The sequence below is a fragment of the Cupriavidus basilensis genome (assembly GCF_029335485.1).
Taxonomy (GTDB): domain Bacteria; phylum Pseudomonadota; class Gammaproteobacteria; order Burkholderiales; family Burkholderiaceae; genus Cupriavidus; species Cupriavidus basilensis_E.
Window position 1 is genome coordinate 20,126 of record NZ_JARJLM010000101.1, and the last position, 16,418, is coordinate 36,543.

General features: G+C 67.2%; 14 protein-coding genes. 8 read left to right on the top strand and 6 right to left on the bottom strand.

Features of this window, described 5'->3' with window-relative positions; translation table 11 throughout:
* Positions 1-136 precede the first annotated feature (136 nt).
* The 5 genes from apbC to P3W85_RS06025 all read left to right on the top strand — a co-directional run bounded on the left by apbC (position 137) and on the right by P3W85_RS06025 (position 5,466).
* Positions 137-1,225 carry an iron-sulfur cluster carrier protein ApbC gene (gene apbC / locus P3W85_RS06005; RefSeq protein ID WP_276264101.1) on the top strand — a complete coding sequence of 363 codons (1,089 nt, stop codon included), beginning with the start codon at positions 137-139 and terminating at the stop codon, positions 1,223-1,225.
* A 175-nt stretch (positions 1,226-1,400) separates the two neighbouring features.
* Entirely contained in the window at positions 1,401-1,934 is a 534-nt protein-coding gene (locus tag P3W85_RS06010) for a superoxide dismutase family protein (protein ID WP_276264102.1), read from the top strand.
* A gap of 66 nt (positions 1,935-2,000) precedes the next feature.
* Positions 2,001-2,303 (top strand): formate dehydrogenase accessory sulfurtransferase FdhD, encoded by a 303-nt coding sequence (locus P3W85_RS06015; protein WP_276264103.1) that lies wholly within the window; start codon positions 2,001-2,003, stop codon positions 2,301-2,303.
* Between the two features lie 187 nt (positions 2,304-2,490).
* Positions 2,491-3,057 carry a dCTP deaminase gene (gene dcd / locus P3W85_RS06020; RefSeq protein ID WP_017230746.1) on the top strand — a complete coding sequence of 189 codons (567 nt, stop codon included), beginning with the start codon at positions 2,491-2,493 and terminating at the stop codon, positions 3,055-3,057.
* Positions 3,058-3,201: 144 nt separating this feature from the next.
* On the top strand, positions 3,202-5,466 hold the full coding sequence (locus P3W85_RS06025; RefSeq protein WP_017230747.1) for an arginine/lysine/ornithine decarboxylase: 2,265 nt from the start codon (positions 3,202-3,204) through the stop codon (positions 5,464-5,466).
* A gap of 174 nt (positions 5,467-5,640) precedes the next feature.
* Here the strand turns inward: P3W85_RS06025 and P3W85_RS06030 are convergent, their stop codons facing one another.
* The 5 genes from P3W85_RS06030 to P3W85_RS06050 all read right to left on the bottom strand — a co-directional run bounded on the left by P3W85_RS06030 (position 5,641) and on the right by P3W85_RS06050 (position 11,044).
* Positions 5,641-7,368 (bottom strand): TRAP transporter large permease, encoded by a 1,728-nt coding sequence (locus P3W85_RS06030; RefSeq protein WP_035817820.1) that lies wholly within the window; start codon positions 7,366-7,368, stop codon positions 5,641-5,643.
* Positions 7,365-7,907, bottom strand: coding sequence for a TRAP transporter small permease subunit (locus P3W85_RS06035; RefSeq protein WP_346430245.1), 543 nt, complete (start codon positions 7,905-7,907; stop codon positions 7,365-7,367). The genes P3W85_RS06030 and P3W85_RS06035 overlap by 4 nt, the downstream gene beginning before the upstream one ends.
* Before the next feature lie 205 nt (positions 7,908-8,112).
* Positions 8,113-9,522, bottom strand: a complete 1,410-nt coding sequence (gene argH, locus P3W85_RS06040) for an argininosuccinate lyase (RefSeq protein ID WP_276264105.1) — start codon at positions 9,520-9,522, stop codon at positions 8,113-8,115.
* A 167-nt stretch (positions 9,523-9,689) separates the two neighbouring features.
* Entirely contained in the window at positions 9,690-10,436 is a 747-nt protein-coding gene (locus P3W85_RS06045; RefSeq protein ID WP_276264106.1) for an anti-sigma factor, read from the bottom strand.
* Positions 10,433-11,044, bottom strand: a complete 612-nt coding sequence (locus P3W85_RS06050; RefSeq protein WP_276264111.1) for an RNA polymerase sigma factor — start codon at positions 11,042-11,044, stop codon at positions 10,433-10,435. The genes P3W85_RS06045 and P3W85_RS06050 overlap by 4 nt, the downstream gene beginning before the upstream one ends.
* Positions 11,045-11,234: 190 nt before the next feature.
* On the opposite strand from P3W85_RS06050, the gene P3W85_RS06055 reads away from it, so the two are divergent.
* A complete protein-coding gene (locus tag P3W85_RS06055) occupies positions 11,235-11,870 on the top strand; it encodes a ferritin-like domain-containing protein (RefSeq protein ID WP_017225425.1) in 636 nt (211 codons plus the stop codon).
* A gap of 175 nt (positions 11,871-12,045) precedes the next feature.
* On the opposite strand, the gene ppc is transcribed toward P3W85_RS06055, so the two are convergent.
* Positions 12,046-15,066: a phosphoenolpyruvate carboxylase gene (ppc, locus tag P3W85_RS06060; protein ID WP_276264107.1), complete on the bottom strand. Its 3,021-nt coding sequence runs from the start codon at positions 15,064-15,066 to the stop codon at positions 12,046-12,048.
* A gap of 77 nt (positions 15,067-15,143) precedes the next feature.
* On the opposite strand from ppc, the gene hemC reads away from it, so the two are divergent.
* Both hemC and P3W85_RS06070 read left to right on the top strand, forming a co-directional pair.
* On the top strand, positions 15,144-16,145 hold the full coding sequence (gene hemC, locus P3W85_RS06065; RefSeq protein WP_276264108.1) for a hydroxymethylbilane synthase: 1,002 nt from the start codon (positions 15,144-15,146) through the stop codon (positions 16,143-16,145).
* Positions 16,146-16,154: 9 nt separating this feature from the next.
* Positions 16,155-16,418 (top strand): uroporphyrinogen-III synthase (locus P3W85_RS06070; protein WP_276264109.1); only part of this gene is annotated, 264 nt, incomplete at its 3' end.

Sequence of the window (16,418 nt, forward strand, 5' to 3'; positions counted from 1 at the left end):
GGCTGTGAAAGTTGTAAGTGCGTGTAATTCCATGTGCGACGCATGGGCTTGCCGACCCGGCGCCACTCCCGGCCGGCCCTTCGCGCATACTTTGATACAGTACGCGCCTTCCCCATTTTTTGTAGCGGAGATTGTCTTGAGCCTCACCGTCGACCAGGTTACCGAAGTCCTGCGCACCGTGATCGATCCCAACACGGGCCGGGATCTGGTGTCTACGCGCTCAGCCCGCAATGTGCGGGTCGAAGGCGGCGATGTGTCGCTGGAAGTCGAGCTGGGCTATCCCGGCAAGAGCCAGCTCGAGCCGATCCGCGAGCAGGTGGCGGCGGCGCTGCGGCAATTGCCCGGTGTGAGCAACGTCAACGTTGCCGTGAGCATGAAGATCGTCGCCCACGCCGTGCAGCGCGGTGTCAAGCTGCTGCCCGGCGTCAAGAACGTGATTGCCGTGGCCTCGGGCAAGGGCGGGGTGGGCAAGTCCACCACGGCCGTCAACCTGGCGCTGGCGCTGTCCGCCGAGGGCGCGCGCGTGGGCATGCTCGACGCCGATATCTACGGCCCCAGCCTGCCCATGATGCTGGGCATCGACGGCCGCCCCGAATCGACCGACGGCAAGACCATGGAGCCTCTGGAAGGCCATGGCCTGCAGGCCAACTCGATCGGTTTCCTGATCGAGCAGGACAATCCCATGGTCTGGCGTGGCCCGATGGTCACTTCGGCGCTGGAGCAGTTGCTGCGTCAGACCAACTGGCACGACCTGGACTACCTGATCGTCGACATGCCGCCGGGCACCGGCGATATCCAGCTGACCCTGTCGCAGAAGGTGCCGGTCACGGGTGCCGTGATCGTCACCACGCCGCAGGACATCGCCTTGCTGGATGCCAAGAAGGGCCTGAAGATGTTCGAGAAGGTGGGCATTCCCATCCTCGGCATCGTGGAGAACATGGCGGTCTACTGCTGCCCGAACTGCGGCCACGTCGAGCATATCTTCGGCGAGGGCGGCGGCGAGAAGATGTGCGCGGACTATGGCGTGGACCTGCTGGGCAGCCTGCCGCTGAACCGCTCGATCCGCGAGCAGGCCGACACCGGGCATCCCACCGTGGTGTCCGACCCCGGCAGCCCGATCGCCGAGCTGTACCGCGCCATGGCGCGCAAGGTGGCGGTCAAGGTGGCCGACCGCGCCCGCGACATGACCAGCAAGTTCCCCAGCATCGTGGTGCAGAACACCTGAGCGCCACGGACACGCCCGCCGATTCCGCTGCCCAGGTCCCGGCGCGGTGATGGCGGTGCTGCATACGGCACGTGCATCGCCCCGGCCGCGGCGCCTCCGGATCACAAACGGGCCGCAGCGCCGGGCATGGGAGCAGTACAATCGCCCCGGACAATACCGTGAGAGGAGGTTTGGCATGAAGCGTGTACTTTTCGGTTTGATGGTGGCGGGAACCCTGGCAGGCGGCCTGGCCGGCTGCGCCGGCGCTGGCATGGGCGGGGCGGATACCGCCGTCGCCACGCTGGCTTCCAGGAGCGGCACCGCCACGCAGGGCGTCATTACCTTCACCCAGCATGGCAGCCGCGTGCTGGTCAAGGCCGATGTGACCGGCCTGCCGCCCAATACCGAGCACGGCTTTCACGTGCACGAGAAAGGGGATTGCTCCGCGCCCGACGCCATGAGCGCGGGTGGCCACTTCAACCCGACGGCCAAGCCGCACGGCTCGATGTCGATGCCCGACCACCATGCCGGCGACATCAACAACCTCAAGGCCGACGCCAGCGGCCGCGCGCAGGCCAGCTTCGAGCTGTCCGACGTGACCGTGGCCCCGGGCCCCGCCAGCGTGGTGGGCCGCGCGGTGGTCGTCCACAAGGACCCGGACGACTACAAGACCCAGCCCACGGGCAACTCGGGCGGTCGCATCGCCTGCGGCGTCATCGCCAAGTCCTGACGGCGCGGCCGGGCAGCGTGCCGGTTTGCCCCGGCGTGCCGCCCGGCCCCTCGGCGCCGGTTTCCCATGTCCCTGCGCCCCGAACTGACCCAGGCCGCCGCCCCCCTGATCGAAGAGATCGAGGTGGTCGACGAGCAGGGGCGCGCGCGGCAGGTCTTCCTGCCCGGCGAGCGCCCGCTGACGGTCTATCTGGACAAGCGCGATGGGCAACCGTTCCTGATGTCGCGCTCGGGCGTGACGCAGATCGGCTACCGCATGGCCCAGCGCGTCAACCTGACCCTGTTCGCCCGGTGTACCGGGCGCCATTTCCTGCTCTATACCGGATGCGAGCGCTTTCGCTACCAGGCGCCGGAGCAGACCAGCGCCTGAAGCCCGGGGCCAGGTGGCCCGTTCCCGGGGCCCCATTGACGGCGGGGATGCCGGATTTTGGTTGTACAATGCGGCCCATCGCAAGGCCCCGGCAGGTCCGGCGCGCCTGTGAGCAAATGCGAGCAGCGTTCCCGGTCGTTCCCGACCGCGCCCGAGCCTGCCCTCATTTGTTCATCCCGATACCCCTATGAGCATCAAATCCGATAAGTGGATCCGCCGCATGGCGGAACAGCACGGCATGATCGAGCCCTTCGAGCCCGGCCAGGTACGGGAGGAAGACGGCCGCAAGATCGTGTCGTACGGCACTTCGAGCTACGGCTACGATATCCGCTGCGCCGACGAATTCAAGATCTTCACCAATATCAACAGCACCATCGTCGATCCCAAGAACTTCGACGAGAAATCCTTCGTCGACTTCAAGGGCGATGTCTGCATCATCCCGCCCAACTCCTTCGCGCTGGCGCGCACCATGGAGTATTTCCGCATTCCGCGCAGCGTGCTGACCATCTGCCTGGGCAAGAGCACCTACGCGCGCTGCGGCATCATCGTCAACGTGACGCCGTTCGAGCCGGAATGGGAAGGCTATGTGACGCTGGAGTTTTCCAACACCACGCCGCTGCCCGCCAAGATCTATGCCGGCGAAGGCTGCGCCCAGGTGCTGTTCTTCGAAAGCGACGAGATCTGCGAGACTTCCTACCGCGACCGCGGCGGGAAGTACCAGGGTCAGCAAGGTGTCACACTGCCGAAGACCTGATCGCTTTACAATGCGCGCGTCGCGGCCCCGCCGGGAAGCCAGCCGGGCCGCGCGCCAAGCCTGAATGTCGAGCCACATGCCGACCCGGGGGCGCAGTCCCCGGGCCATGTGGCTCAAGTCCTTCTTGCCGTCCAAGGATGCCCTATGAAATTCCGTTTCCCCGTCATCATCATCGATGAAGACTTCCGCTCCGAGAATATTTCCGGCTCGGGCATCCGCGCGCTGGCGGAAGCCATCGAGCAGGAAGGCATGGAGGTGATGGGCCTGACCAGCTACGGCGACCTGACCTCGTTCGCGCAGCAGTCCAGCCGAGCCTCCTCGTTCATCGTGTCGATCGACGACGACGAATTCGTCAGCGAGGACGACCGCCCCGAGGCGGCGGCCATCGAGAAGCTGCGCGCCTTCGTCAACGAAGTGCGCCGCCGCAACACCGACCTGCCGATCTTCCTGTACGGCGAGACCCGCACCTCGCGGCATATCCCCAACGATATCCTGCGCGAGCTGCACGGTTTCATCCACATGTTCGAGGACACGCCGGAATTCGTCGCGCGCCACATCATCCGCGAGGCCCGGGTCTACCTGGATTCGCTGGCGCCGCCGTTCTTCAAGGCGCTGATCGCCTACGCTCAGGACAGCTCCTACTCGTGGCACTGCCCCGGCCACTCCGGCGGCGTGGCCTTCCTGAAGAGCCCGGTCGGCCAGGTGTTCCACCAGTTCTTCGGCGAGAACATGCTGCGCGCCGACGTCTGCAACGCCGTCGATGAACTCGGCCAGTTGCTCGACCACACCGGCCCGGTGGCGGCCTCGGAGCGCAATGCCGCGCGCATCTTCAACTCCGACCACATGTATTTCGTCACCAACGGCACCTCCACCTCGAACAAGATGGTGTGGCATGCCAACGTGGCGCCGGGCGACATCGTGGTGGTGGACCGCAACTGCCACAAGTCGATCCTGCACGCGATCATGATGACGGGCGCGATTCCGGTGTTCCTGATGCCCACGCGCAATCACTACGGCATCATCGGCCCGATCCCGAAGAGCGAGTTCGATCCGGAGACCATCCGCCGCAAGATCGAGGCGCACCCGTTCGCCAGCCAGGCCAAGAACCAGAAGCCGCGCATCCTGACCATCACCCAGGGCACCTACGACGGCGTGCTGTACAACGCCGAGCAGATCAAGGAGATGCTGGCCACCGAGATCGACACGCTGCATTTCGACGAAGCCTGGCTGCCGCACGCGGCATTCCACGACTTCTATCACAACATGCACGCGATCGGCCGCGACCGTCCGCGCAGCAAGGACGCGCTGGTGTTCGCCACGCAGTCCACGCACAAGCTGCTGGCCGGCCTGTCGCAGGCCTCGCAGATCCTCGTGCAGGATTCGGACACGCGCAAGCTGGACCGCTACCGGTTCAACGAGGCGTACCTGATGCACACGTCCACCAGCCCGCAGTACTCGATCATTGCCTCCTGCGACGTGGCGGCGGCGATGATGGAAGCCCCGGGCGGCACCGCGCTGGTGGAAGAAAGCATCCAGGAGGCGATCGATTTCCGCCGCGCCATGCGCAAGGTGGAAGGCGACTACGACGCCGGCATGAACGGCGACTGGTGGTTCAAGGTGTGGGGCCCCGATGCGCTGGTCGAGGACGGCATCGGCGACCGCGAGGAATGGATGCTCAAGGCCAACGAGCGCTGGCACGGCTTCGGCGACCTGGCCGATGGTTTCAACCTGCTCGACCCCATCAAGGCCACCATCATCACGCCGGGCCTGGACGTCGACGGCGAGTTCAGCGAGCGCGGCATCCCCGCGGCCATCGTCACCAAGTACCTGGCCGAGCACGGCATCATCATCGAGAAGACCGGGCTGTACTCGTTCTTCATCATGTTCACCATCGGCATCACCAAGGGCCGCTGGAACTCGCTGGTGACCGAGCTGCAGCAGTTCAAGGACGATTACGACCAGAACCAGCCGCTGTGGCGCGTGCTGCCGGAATTCGTCGGCAAGCACCCGCAGTACGAGCGGATGGGCCTGCGCGACCTGTGCGACGCGATCCACAGCGTCTACAAGGCCAACGACGTGGCGCGGGTGACCACCGAGATGTACCTGTCGGACATGGAGCCGGCGATGAAGCCGTCGGACGCCTGGGCCATGATGGCGCACCGCGAGATCGAGCGCGTTGCCGTGGACGAACTGGAAGGCCGCGTCACCGCCATCCTGCTGACGCCGTATCCGCCGGGCATCCCGCTGCTGATCCCGGGCGAGCGTTTCAACCGCATCATCGTGCAGTACCTGAAGTTCGCGCGCGACTTCAACAAGCTGTTCCCCGGCTTCGAGACCGATATCCACGGCCTGGTCGAGGAGGAGGTGGAAGGTGGCGGCAAGGCGTACTTCGTGGATTGCGTGAAGTAGCCGGATGCGCCAAAGCCGTCTGTCATGGCGACGGCTTTTCCCCCTTGCCCCGGCCCTTCCCGCAAGTGTTTGCCGGTATGCACCTCAAAATCGACATATGCAGTTAAAGGAAAGGCCCCGGCTCTCGCGGGGCCTTTTGACTCTGGCAATTGCCGCCGCCGGGCGTCAGACCCGCTATTTCTTCTTGTCGAACTCGAACTGCGGCGCGGCAGGTTCGTTCTCGGCCGGCGCCGACGGCAGCTCCAGGGTGCCGCTGCCCGGTGAAGGCGCCGAGGCCGGTCCGCTGCTTTCACCCCCCAGCGGGATGCTGACCTCAGCCGCATTGGTATGGTGCAGCGAGCCCTTGTCCAGGAACATCGTCACCATGCCCGGCCAGAACATCACCAGCGCCACCATGATCAGCTGCAGGCCCACCCAGGGCAGGGCGCCCCAGTAGATGTCGGAGCTCTTCACTTCCTTGGGCGCGATGCCGCGCAGGTAGAACAGCGCGAAGCCGAACGGCGGGTGCATGAAGGAGGTCTGCATGTTCACGCACAGCATCACGCCGAACCACACCAGCGCCGCGGTGGCCGCCGCTTCCGGGTTGCCGCCCATCGAGTCGGCCACCACTGGCGCCAGCACCTTGACTGCCACCGGCGCCAGCATCGGCACCACGATAAAGGCGATCTCGAAGAAGTCGAGGAAGAAGGCGAGGAAGAAGATGAACAGGTTGACCACCAGCAGGAAGCCGATCCAGCCGCCGGGCAGGGAGGTGAACATATGCTCCACCCAGGCGCCGCCGTCCACGCCCTGGAACACCACCGAGAAGCAGGTGGAGCCGATCAGGATGAACACCACCATGGCCGTGATGCGCGCCGTGGACTGGTAGGCATCGATGATCAGGCCGCGCAGTTCGCTCAGTTGCCCGGCGCGCAGCAGCAGCCAGGCGATGGCCAGGTAGACCACCGCCAGCGGAATGCGAAAGGCATGCGAGCCGAAGGCGACCGTGCCGGCGACGATGGCCACGCCGGTGGCGGCCAGGCCGGTGCGGTAGATATTGCGGTCGAGCTTGCCGAAGCCGGGGTCTCGCAGCACCGCCAGCACCAGCGCGCCGATCGCGCCCATGGCGCCGGACTCGGTGGGGGTGGCGATGCCCATCATGATGGTGCCCAGCACCAGGAAGATCAGCACCGCGCAGGGAATGATGCCGCGCAGGCATTTGCGCCACAGCGCCCAGCCGCGCAGCGTGCGCTCCTCCGCCGGCACCGGCGGCAGCCAGTCGGGCTTGATGCGGGCCAGCACGAAGGTGTAGAGCGCGAACAGCGCGATCTGGATCACCGACGGGCCCCAGGCGCCCAGGTACATGCTGCCCACGTCGGCGCTGCCGGCGGGCGTCTTGAGCTGGTCGGCCAGCACCACCAGCACCAGCGACGGCGGCACCAGCTGCGTGATGGTGCCCGACGCCGCCAGCACGCCGGTGGCGTACTTCATGTTGTAGCGGTAGCGCATCATCACCGGCAGCGAGATCATCGCCATGGCGATCACCTGCGCCGCCACGGTGCCGGTGATGGCGCCGAGGATAAAGCCCACGATGATGACCGAGTAGCCCAGGCCGCCGCGCACCGGGCCGAACAGCTGGCCCATGGAGTCGAGCATGTCCTCGGCCAGCCCGCACTTCTCCAGGATCGCGCCCATGAAGGTGAAGAACGGGATGGCGAGCAGCAGCTCGTTGGCCAGCACGCTGCCGAACACGCGGCTCGGCACCGCCTGCAGGAAGCTGACCGGGAAATAGCCGAACTCGATGGACAGGATGCCGAAGGCAAGCCCCACCGCCGACAGCGAAAATGCGACCGGGAAACCGATCAGCATGAATACCACCAGGCCGCCGAACATCAGCGGCGGCATATATTCCAATGGGATCATTGCACCGGCCTCTCGTATTTCGATTCGATGCGCACCAGGCCCTTGAGGGCGGCGAAGCGCTTGATCAGCTCGGATACGCCCTGCAAGGCAAGCAGGCCGAAGCCGAGGGGCACCACCAGCTTGATCGGGTAACGCGGCAGGCCGCCGGAATTACCGGATTGCTCGAGGATGCGCCACGAGGGCAGGAACAGCGATTCCCACGACAGCCAGGTAAACAGCACGCAGGAAGGCAGCAGGAAGAAAACAATGCCGAAGATGTCGATCCAGTGCTGCGCGCGCTCCGATACGTTGCCGTAGATCAGGTCCACGCGCACATGCTCGTTGCGCTGGAAGGTGTAGGACGCGCCGAACATCACCGCGATGGCGAACATATACCACTGCAGCTCGAGTGGCCAGTTGTCGCTGAGGTTGAAGCCGTAACGCAGCAGGGCGTTGCCTGCGCTGATCAGGCACGACAGCAGGATCATGATGTTTGCAAGCCTGCCCGTGTGCTGATTCAACCTGTCGATCTGCCGTGACAGACCAAGCAAGTAATACATGGGTTGTCTCCCCCTGTTTTTTCGGCATTTAGTTTATCTGCAACAAAATGCTTCGGCGCTTGGGGCTAATACCTACCGCATTGCGCAAGAATCGAATGGATAAAAAAAGCCGCCGGGGCATGGGCCCTGGCGGCTTTTTCCAATGCGGAACTTGCGCGAGACCTACATCGGCGTGCTGCGCTGCTTCAAGCGCCGGCGCGCTGATTCAAAGCGTCGCGCGCGCGGCGGCGATGGCAGCGCGAACCTGCGCCGGCGCGGTGCCGCCGATGTGGTTGCGCGCGGCGACCGAGCCTTCCAGCGTGAGCACTTCGTGCACGTCGTCGCCGATCAGCGCGGCCTTGTCGCCCAGGCCGGTCGCGTCGCGCAGCTCGGCCACGGTGAGGTCGGCCAGGTCGCAGCGGCGGTCGTCGCAGGCGCGCACCGCGTGGGCCACGGCTTCGTGCGCGTCGCGGAAGGGCAGGCCGCGCTTGACCAGGTAGTCGGCCAGGTCGGTGGCGGTGGCATAGCCCTGCAGCGCGGCGGCGCGCATGGCTTCCGGCTTGACCGAGATGCCCGGCACCATGTCGGCGAAGATGCGCAGCGTGTCGGCCACGGTGTCCACCGTGTCGAACAACGGCTCCTTGTCTTCCTGGTTGTCCTTGTTGTAGGCCAGCGGCTGGCCTTTCATCAGGGTCAGCAGGCCGATCAGGTGGCCGTTGACGCGGCCGGTCTTGCCGCGTGCCAGTTCGGGCACGTCCGGGTTCTTCTTCTGCGGCATGATCGAGCTGCCGGTGCAGAAGCGGTCGGCGATGTCGATAAAGCCCACGCGCGGGCTCATCCAGATCACCAGCTCTTCGGAGAAGCGCGAGATGTGGGTCATCACCAGCGCGGCGGCGGCGCAGAACTCGATGGCGAAGTCGCGGTCGGAGACGGCGTCCAGCGAGTTGCGGCACACGCCGTCGAAGCCCAGCTGCTGCGCCACGAACTCGCGGTCGATCGGGTAGCTGGTGCCGGCCAGCGCGGCGGCGCCCAGCGGCAGGCGGTTGACGCGGCGGCGGCAGTCGGCCATGCGCTCGGCGTCGCGCGTGAACATCTCCACGTAGGCCAGCAGGTGATGGCCGAAGGTGACTGGCTGGGCCACCTGCAGGTGGGTGAAGCCCGGCAGGATGGTGTCGGCGTTCTTTTCGGCCAGGTCCAGCAGCGCCCCGCGCAGCGCGCCCAGCAGGCCGATGATGGTGTCGATCTCGCTGCGCAGCCACAGGCGGATATCGGTGGCCACCTGGTCGTTGCGCGAGCGGCCGGTGTGCAGGCGCTTGCCGGCATCACCGACCAGCGCGGTCAGGCGTGCTTCGATATTCAGGTGGACGTCTTCCAGGTCGAGCTTCCATTCGAAGCTGCCGGCCTCGATCTCGCCACGGATCTGCGTCATGCCGCGCTCGATCTCGGCGCGGTCGGCCTCGGCGATGATTCCCTGCCTGGCCAGCATGGCGGCATGCGCCAGCGAACCCTGGATATCGAACAGGGCCAGGCGCTTGTCGAAGAACACCGAAGCGGTGTAGCGCTTCACCAGGTCGGACATCGGTTCGGAGAAGCGGGCGGACCAGGCTTCGCCTTTCTTGGCAAGTTGGGAGGTCATGGGCGGTAAGGCTGGGTTGGCTCGCAAGCCGGCGGCGGGCCGCGGCGCGAGCGGGAAAAATCGGGGAAACCGGGATTATATCGCTGCCGGGCATCGCGCGGCCGCAGGCAGTACAAAGGGTACGACAAGGCCGCGCAGCGACGCCAGCGCCGTCCTCCCAGCCTTGCCTAAAGGGTGTTGGGGGTGTTGGCGATGACCTGGCCCTTGAATACCACCGGCCCGGTCGGCCCGTTCGGATCGGGCGAGCCGCCTGGCGGCTCCACGCTGATGGCCAGCGCCGGCACCTTGCCGACCTGTTGGGCTACGGTCAGGCGCACCAGGCGCTGGTGCCCGATCACGCCCAGGGACTGGGGCTTGCCGCTTTCCGGCAAGGCCCAGAGCTGCAACGCCTGCGCGTCGTTCAGCGGCAAGTGATCCAGGCGACGCAGCGTCAAGGCCTGTGAGCGTGCATCCCACGTCACAAGCACAGCTGCCTGGGCGCGCTCGTCGTTCAGCACCGCCACCGCATTGACCGGCGGGGTCGCCTCCAGCTCGCGCGCCATGCGGACATTGAGGCCGATCGCCACGGCAGCCAGGGCCGCCGCCGCCAGAGTGGCGCCACGCCAGAAGACGGGCGTGACCCAGAGGCGCCGCCACCAGCCTCCCGGCTCAGCGGCTGGAGCGGCGGCGTCAGGCTTGGGCTGCCAGCCCAGCCGCTGCTCGATCCCGCACCACACCTTGTCGACGGGCTCCGATGCCGGCTGCAGCTCCGCAAGGCCGGCCAGCCTCGACTGCCAGTCCCCGATCGCGGCACGGATGGCGGGTTCCTGCCGCGCCAGTTGCTCGAAGCGCCGGCGCGCGCCCCCGCGCAACACGCCCAGCGCGTACTGCGCGGCGAGGCGGTCGATCAGGTCCGGGTGGCGGCTAAGGTTCATGACAGGCTTTCCAGGCACGTGCGCAGGCGTTCCAGGCCGCGCCGTATCCATGACTTGATGGTGCCGAGCGGCACCTGCAATTGTTCGGACAGCTCGCTATGGCTCATGTCCTTCAGGTAGGCCAGGGAGATCGCCTGGCGTTGCGGCTGTTCCAGCCGTTGCAGGCACTGGTTCAGCGCCCGCGCTTCCTGGCTGGCGAGCGCCAGATCCGCGGGGCCGGGCGCATCGTCGGCCAGCCACTCGCCAAGGCTGTCGTCCAGTTCCACGGTCTGGCCGGCGCGGGCCGCCGCCTGCCGGCGCAGGCAGTCCAGTGCCCGGTTGCGCACGATGGCCGTCATCCAGGTCATCGGCGCGGCCAGGTGCGGCCGGTAGTCGCCGGCGTGATGCCAGATGCTGACGAAACTCTCCTGCACAACATCCTCCGCCCAGTCGTGCCTGCTGGTGATACGCAGCGCGAGCCCGAACAGTTTCGTCGCGGTCTGCTCATAGAGCTGGCGCAAGGCCTGCCGGTCGCCCATCGCGGCGGCTTGCAGCAATGCGGCGAGCCGGTCGGCGTCGGCCGGCCTGGGGGCGAAGGCGGGTTCGGCGGGAGAGGGCACCGGGGGCAGGGTTCGGTAAGTGGCGCTAAGTGCTAAGTGCTAAGTGCCGAGAGATGTGTCCGGATTATAGGCACGGGCCGGCTACGGCATGCGAATCCGCGTGTGCATCCGATTGCGAAATGCGTGCGTAAAAGAGACAGGCGCCACCACAGCGGGCGCCGTCCCTCTCTAGACCCTAGTCAGTACACAGGAGAACACCATGGAACGCATGCAGTCGATGTCCGAGCAGACGAAGCGCCAGGCCAGCGAGGAAACGGATGGCCGCATCCTCGCCGCGCCGGATGCGCGCCGGCGCGGCTTGCTCAAGGTACCCGGGCTATTCGCGCTGGGATCGCTGGCGGTGATGAGCCTGGGCGAGTCGATGCCGGCATGGGCCCAGACCCGGTCCGGCAGCACCAAGGACGATATCGCGATTCTCAACGTCGCCCTGGGGCTGGAATACCAGGCCATCGCGGCCTATCAGGTGGGTGCCGAGAGCGGCCTGCTGCAAAAACCGGTGCTGGATACGGCGGTCAAGTTCCAGACGCATCACAAGGCGCACGCGCAAGTCTTGGGGGGCACCGTGTCCAAGCTGGGCGGCAGTCCGGTGATGGCGAAGAAGCCGGCCGAGTACAACTTCCCGACCGATCAGCTCAAGACGCAGGCCGATGTACTGCGCTTCGCCGCCGGGCTGGAGAAAGGGGCCACCGCGGCCTATCTGGGCGTGTTGCCGAATTTCCATAACCGCGAGCTGACCAAGGCCGCCGGCAGCATCCTGGGCGATGAAGCGATGCATTGGGCCATCCTGCTTTCGGTGCTCGGCGAAGATCCGGTGCCGGGCGCGTTCGTTGGGTGACGCCTGACACCAGGCCTGGCCGCCTGAACCGCGCCCGCCCGCTACCGTGTCGGCCGGGATGACCGGCCGCAATGGTCAGGCGGGCCACGCTCTGCGCCGTCCGGCCTGCCGGCCGGACGGGTATTCCCGCCATGGTGCCAGCCACCATGGCGGCTTTTTTGCGCGCAGCGTTGACTCAACCGCTGTTGCGCAGGCCCGCCGCCACCCCGTTGATGGTCAGGTGGATGCCGCGCCGCACGCGGATGTCGTCGCCGTCCTTGCCAGAGCGGAAGCGCTTGAGCAACTCCACCTGCAAGTGGTTGAGCGGATCCAGGTAGGCGAAGCGGTTCTTGATGGAGCGCGCCAGCAGCGGGTTGTCGGCGAGGCGCTCCTGGCGGCCGGTGACCAGCGCCAGCATCTCGCAGGTCAGGTGCCACTCGGCGCTGATGCGCGCGAACACGGTCTTGCGCAGCGCGGCGTCTTCACAGAGCTGGGCATAGCGCGAGGCCACTGCCAGGTCGGTCTTGGCCAGCACCATGTCCATATTGGACAGCAGCGTGGAGAAGAACGGCCAGGTCTTGACCATGCGGCGCAGCGTGGCAACGGCGGCCTTGTGCGCCTTCTCGTCCGGCGCCTCGTCCAGCACGGCCTTGACCGCGCTGCCGAAGCCGTACCAGCCCGGCAGCAGCAGCCGGCACTGGCCCCAGGAGAAGCCCCAGGGAATCGCGCGCAGGTCCTCGATGCGGCGCTGCTTCTTGTCCATCAGCTTGCGCGAGGCCGGGCGCGAACCCAGGTTCAGGTCGGCGATCTCGGTGATCGGCGTGGTGGCGAAGAAGTAGTCCTTGAAGCCGGGCGTCTCGTAGACCAGGTCGCGGTAGGCGGAGAAGGCGCGGTCCGAGAGTTGCTGCATCACGGCTTCGAAGGCGGACAGGTCCTTGGGCGCGTTCTGCGTCGGCAGCAGCGAGGCTTCCAGCGTGGCGGCGATCACCGTTTCCAGGTTGCGCCGGCCGATCTCGGCGTTGGCGAACTTGCTGTTGATGATCTCGCCCTGCTCGGTCAGGCGGATCTGGCCATTGACCGTGCCCGGCGGCTGCGACAGGATGGCCTGGTAGGTCGGACCGCCGCCGCGGCCGACCGTGCCGCCGCGGCCGTGGAACAGGCGCAGCTTCACGCGGCGTGTCTCGAACACCTGCACCAGCGCCAGCTCGGCCTTGTACAGCTCCCAGTTGGAGGTGAGGAAGCCGCCGTCCTTGTTGGAGTCGGAGTAGCCCAGCATCACTTCCTGTTCGCCGCCATGGTGGGCGATCACCGAGGCGAAGCCCGGCAGCTCCAGCAGCGATTGCATGATGCCGGCGGCATTGCGCAGATCCTCGATGGTCTCGAACAGCGGGATCACCATCAGTTCCGTGCGTGCCGGGTCCGCCTTGCTGCCGAGCGTGCCGCGCAGCATGCCGGCTTCCTTCTGCAGCAGCATCACCTCCACCAGGTCCGATAGCGTCTCGGTGTGCGAGATGATGTAGTTGCGGGCCACGCGCGCGCCGTAGCGGGCGCGCAGTTCGCGCGCCATGTTCAGGATGGCCAGCTCGCTGCGGGTCTGCTCGGAGTAGGTGTGCCAGGGCAGCGTCAGCAGGCGCGGCTGGCGCAGCTCGGCCAGCAGCAGTTCCAGCTTGCGGGCTTCCGGCAAGGCCGCGTAGTCGGCCTCCACGCCAGCGGCGGCAAAGAGTTCGGCGATCACGGCTTCGTGCACGTCGGACACCTGGCGCATATCGATCGAGGCCAGGTGGAAGCCGAAGATGCCGATGGCCTTGGCCAGCGCGTCGATGCGGGTGCGCGCGAGCGCCTCGCCATGGTGGGCGCGCAGCGAGTCGATCACCACCTGCACGTCGGCGCCGAAGGACTGCGCGTCGGCATAGGGCGCGGCGTCGGCCACCGGGTGGCGCGGCGCGGCGTGCCCGGTGACGGCCTTGCAGGTCGCCGCCAGGCGCGCATAGATGCCGATCAGGGCGCGCCGGTAGGGCTCGTCGGCGCGATGCTCGGAATGGTCGGGCGAGGCTTCGGCCAGCGCCAGCAGCGCCGGGCTGGCTTCCACCATCAGGCTCGACATCGACAGCTCGGCGCCGAGCGCGTGGACTTCGTCCAGGTACCATTCCAGGATCAGCGCCGATTGCTTGCTCGCGGCGTGTTCCAGCGTGTCCGCGGTGACATTGGGATTGCCGTCGCGGTCACCGCCGATCCACGAGCCCATCTGGAAGAAGGGCGCGAGCTGATCCGGGTTGGCCGGCGCGGACTTGTTCCTGCGCGTGGTGGGGAACACCGCGGCGATGTCTTCCTCCAGTTCGCTCATCAGTTGCGGGATGCCGCGCAGGAAGCAGGTGCGGTAATAGGAGAGCGCGTTGTCGATCTCGTCGACCACCATCAGCCGCGTGTTGCGCAGCATGCGGGTCTGCCACAGCGTGGTGACGCGGGCGCGCAGCAGCGCGGTGTTGTGGTCGCGCTCGCGCGCGGTCATCGGCAGGTCGCGTTCGGCCAGCAGGCGGGCGATCTCGCGCTCGGCGTCGAGAATACTCTTGCGCTGGACTTCGGTCGGGTGCGCCGTCAGCACGGGCACGATCAGCGCCTCGTCGAAGAACTTGCGCAAGGTCTTGCCGGTCACGCCGGCGGCATCGATGGCCTGCAGGGCGCGGGCCAGGCTGCCCGGCTGCGATGGCGAACCAGCCAGCGCATGCACCCGGCGGCGGCGGTTGTGGTGCTGGTCCTCGGCGATATTGGCCAGGTGCGAGAAATAGCTGAAGGCGCGCACCACCGAATTGGTCTGGTCGCGCGACAGGCGCTTGAGCAGGCGATCCAGCTCGGCGCCGGCGGCGCGGTCGTTCTCGCGGCGGAAACGCACTGCGGTCTGACGGATGGTCTCGACCAGCTCGAAGGCGGATTCGCCCTCCTGCTCGCGCACGCAATCGCCCAGCAGGCGGCCCAGGAAGCGGATGTCTTCGCGCAGGGGCAGGTCCTTGTCGCTGGCGCGGCGGGCCGGGGTATTGGCCGCCGGTACGGCGTCAGGCCTGGGCGCGGCCGCGCGGGCGGTGCGCTTGCTGCCGGCGGTCTTGCCGGCCGGGGCTGCGGTGGCGGGGGGCGGTGCGGAGGCCAGGGTGGCTTCGGGGGCGTCTGCCCGGCTGGCGGTTGGCTTGCGCCGGCCGGCGGGGCGCGCGGCTTGCTGCGTCATGCAATCTCCTGTTATCTCTTGGCTCTTATGCGTTCGGTTGGCCCGGAGCGGCTTGGGGTGCGTGCTAACATTCGCGGATGCAAGCATCCGTTCCCCCGTCATCCTCCAGCGCTGCACCGCGCAAGCTCGTGATCGCCTCCCGCGAAAGCCGTCTGGCTATGTGGCAGGCCGAACATGTGCGTGCTGCGTTGCAACAATACTATCCCGCGTGCCATGTGTCCATTCTTGGCATGACCACGCGTGGAGATCAGATTCTAGACCGGACGCTGTCCAAAGTCGGCGGCAAGGGCCTCTTCGTCAAGGAACTCGAGATCGCGATGGCCGAAGGTCGCGCCGACCTCGCCGTGCACTCCCTCAAGGATGTGCCGATGGAGTTACCCGAAGGCTTCGCCCTGACCGCCATCATGGAGCGCGAGGACCCGCGCGATGCCTTGGTCTCGGCCAGTTTTGCCTCGCTGGACGAGATGCCGGCCGGCACCGTGGTCGGCACTTCCAGCCTGCGCCGCGAGGCTGCGCTGCGGACCCGCTATCCACACCTTGTCATCCAGCCGCTGCGCGGCAATCTCGACACCCGCCTGGCCAAGCTCGACCGCGGCGACTACGGCGCCATCATCCTGGCCGCCGCCGGCCTCAAGCGCCTGGGACTGGCCGCGCGCATCCGCGCCGTGCTCGATCCGGCCAGCTCGCTGCCGGCGGCAGGGCAGGGCGCGCTCGGCATCGAGATTCCCGCCGGGCGCCCCGAACTGGCCGAGTGGCTGGCTCCGCTCAACCACGTGCCCAGCGCGCTGGCGGTGACTGCCGAGCGCGCCGTGTCGCGCATGCTGGGCGGTTCGTGCCAGGTGCCGCTCGCCGCCCACGCGCACTGGGAAGGCTCGCAGCTGCAGATCGAGGCCTTCGTGGCGCTGCCGGACGGCAGCCGTTGCGTGCGGGCCCGCGCCGCCGCCGTGGTCGAGGGTGCCGGGGCAGCCAGCCAGGCCGAAGCGCTCGGCGAGGCGGTTGCCCAGGACCTGCTGGCACAGGGTGCGGCCGGGATCCTTGCGGCGCTGGCTGATCCGGCATCCCCTCAAGCCCCTGCCTGAGGCCGGCCCATGCCCCGCCCGACCGTCGTTGTAACACGACCCGCCGGGCAGTCCCGGCAACTGACCGAGGCCCTTTCGGCCGCCGGCCTGGACGTGCTTGGCTTCCCCCTGCTGGCGATCGGCCCCGCGGCCGACGAAGGGCGCCTGCGCGCGGCGCTGGCGCGGCTGGCGGACTTCTCGCTGGTCGTTTTCGTTAGTCCCAATGCGGTGGCCTTCGCGCTGGAGGCCCTGGCCCAGGTGCAGGACCGGCCCGCGCCCCAGTGGCCCGAGGCC

Coding starts and splice junctions, on each gene's coding strand:
- P3W85_RS06035 (WP_346430245.1), bottom strand. CDS start 7,907: ATGTATTACTTGCTTGGTCTGTCACGGCAGATCGACAGGTTGAATCAG.
- dcd (WP_017230746.1), top strand. CDS start 2,491: ATGAGCATCAAATCCGATAAGTGGATCCGCCGCATGGCGGAACAGCAC.
- P3W85_RS06030 (WP_035817820.1), bottom strand. CDS start 7,368: ATGATCCCATTGGAATATATGCCGCCGCTGATGTTCGGCGGCCTGGTG.
- P3W85_RS06055 (WP_017225425.1), top strand. CDS start 11,235: ATGGAACGCATGCAGTCGATGTCCGAGCAGACGAAGCGCCAGGCCAGC.
- P3W85_RS06015 (WP_276264103.1), top strand. CDS start 2,001: ATGTCCCTGCGCCCCGAACTGACCCAGGCCGCCGCCCCCCTGATCGAA.
- P3W85_RS06010 (WP_276264102.1), top strand. CDS start 1,401: ATGAAGCGTGTACTTTTCGGTTTGATGGTGGCGGGAACCCTGGCAGGC.
- P3W85_RS06045 (WP_276264106.1), bottom strand. CDS start 10,436: ATGAACCTTAGCCGCCACCCGGACCTGATCGACCGCCTCGCCGCGCAG.
- ppc (WP_276264107.1), bottom strand. CDS start 15,066: ATGACGCAGCAAGCCGCGCGCCCCGCCGGCCGGCGCAAGCCAACCGCC.
- P3W85_RS06025 (WP_017230747.1), top strand. CDS start 3,202: ATGAAATTCCGTTTCCCCGTCATCATCATCGATGAAGACTTCCGCTCC.
- argH (WP_276264105.1), bottom strand. CDS start 9,522: ATGACCTCCCAACTTGCCAAGAAAGGCGAAGCCTGGTCCGCCCGCTTC.
- hemC (WP_276264108.1), top strand. CDS start 15,144: ATGCAAGCATCCGTTCCCCCGTCATCCTCCAGCGCTGCACCGCGCAAG.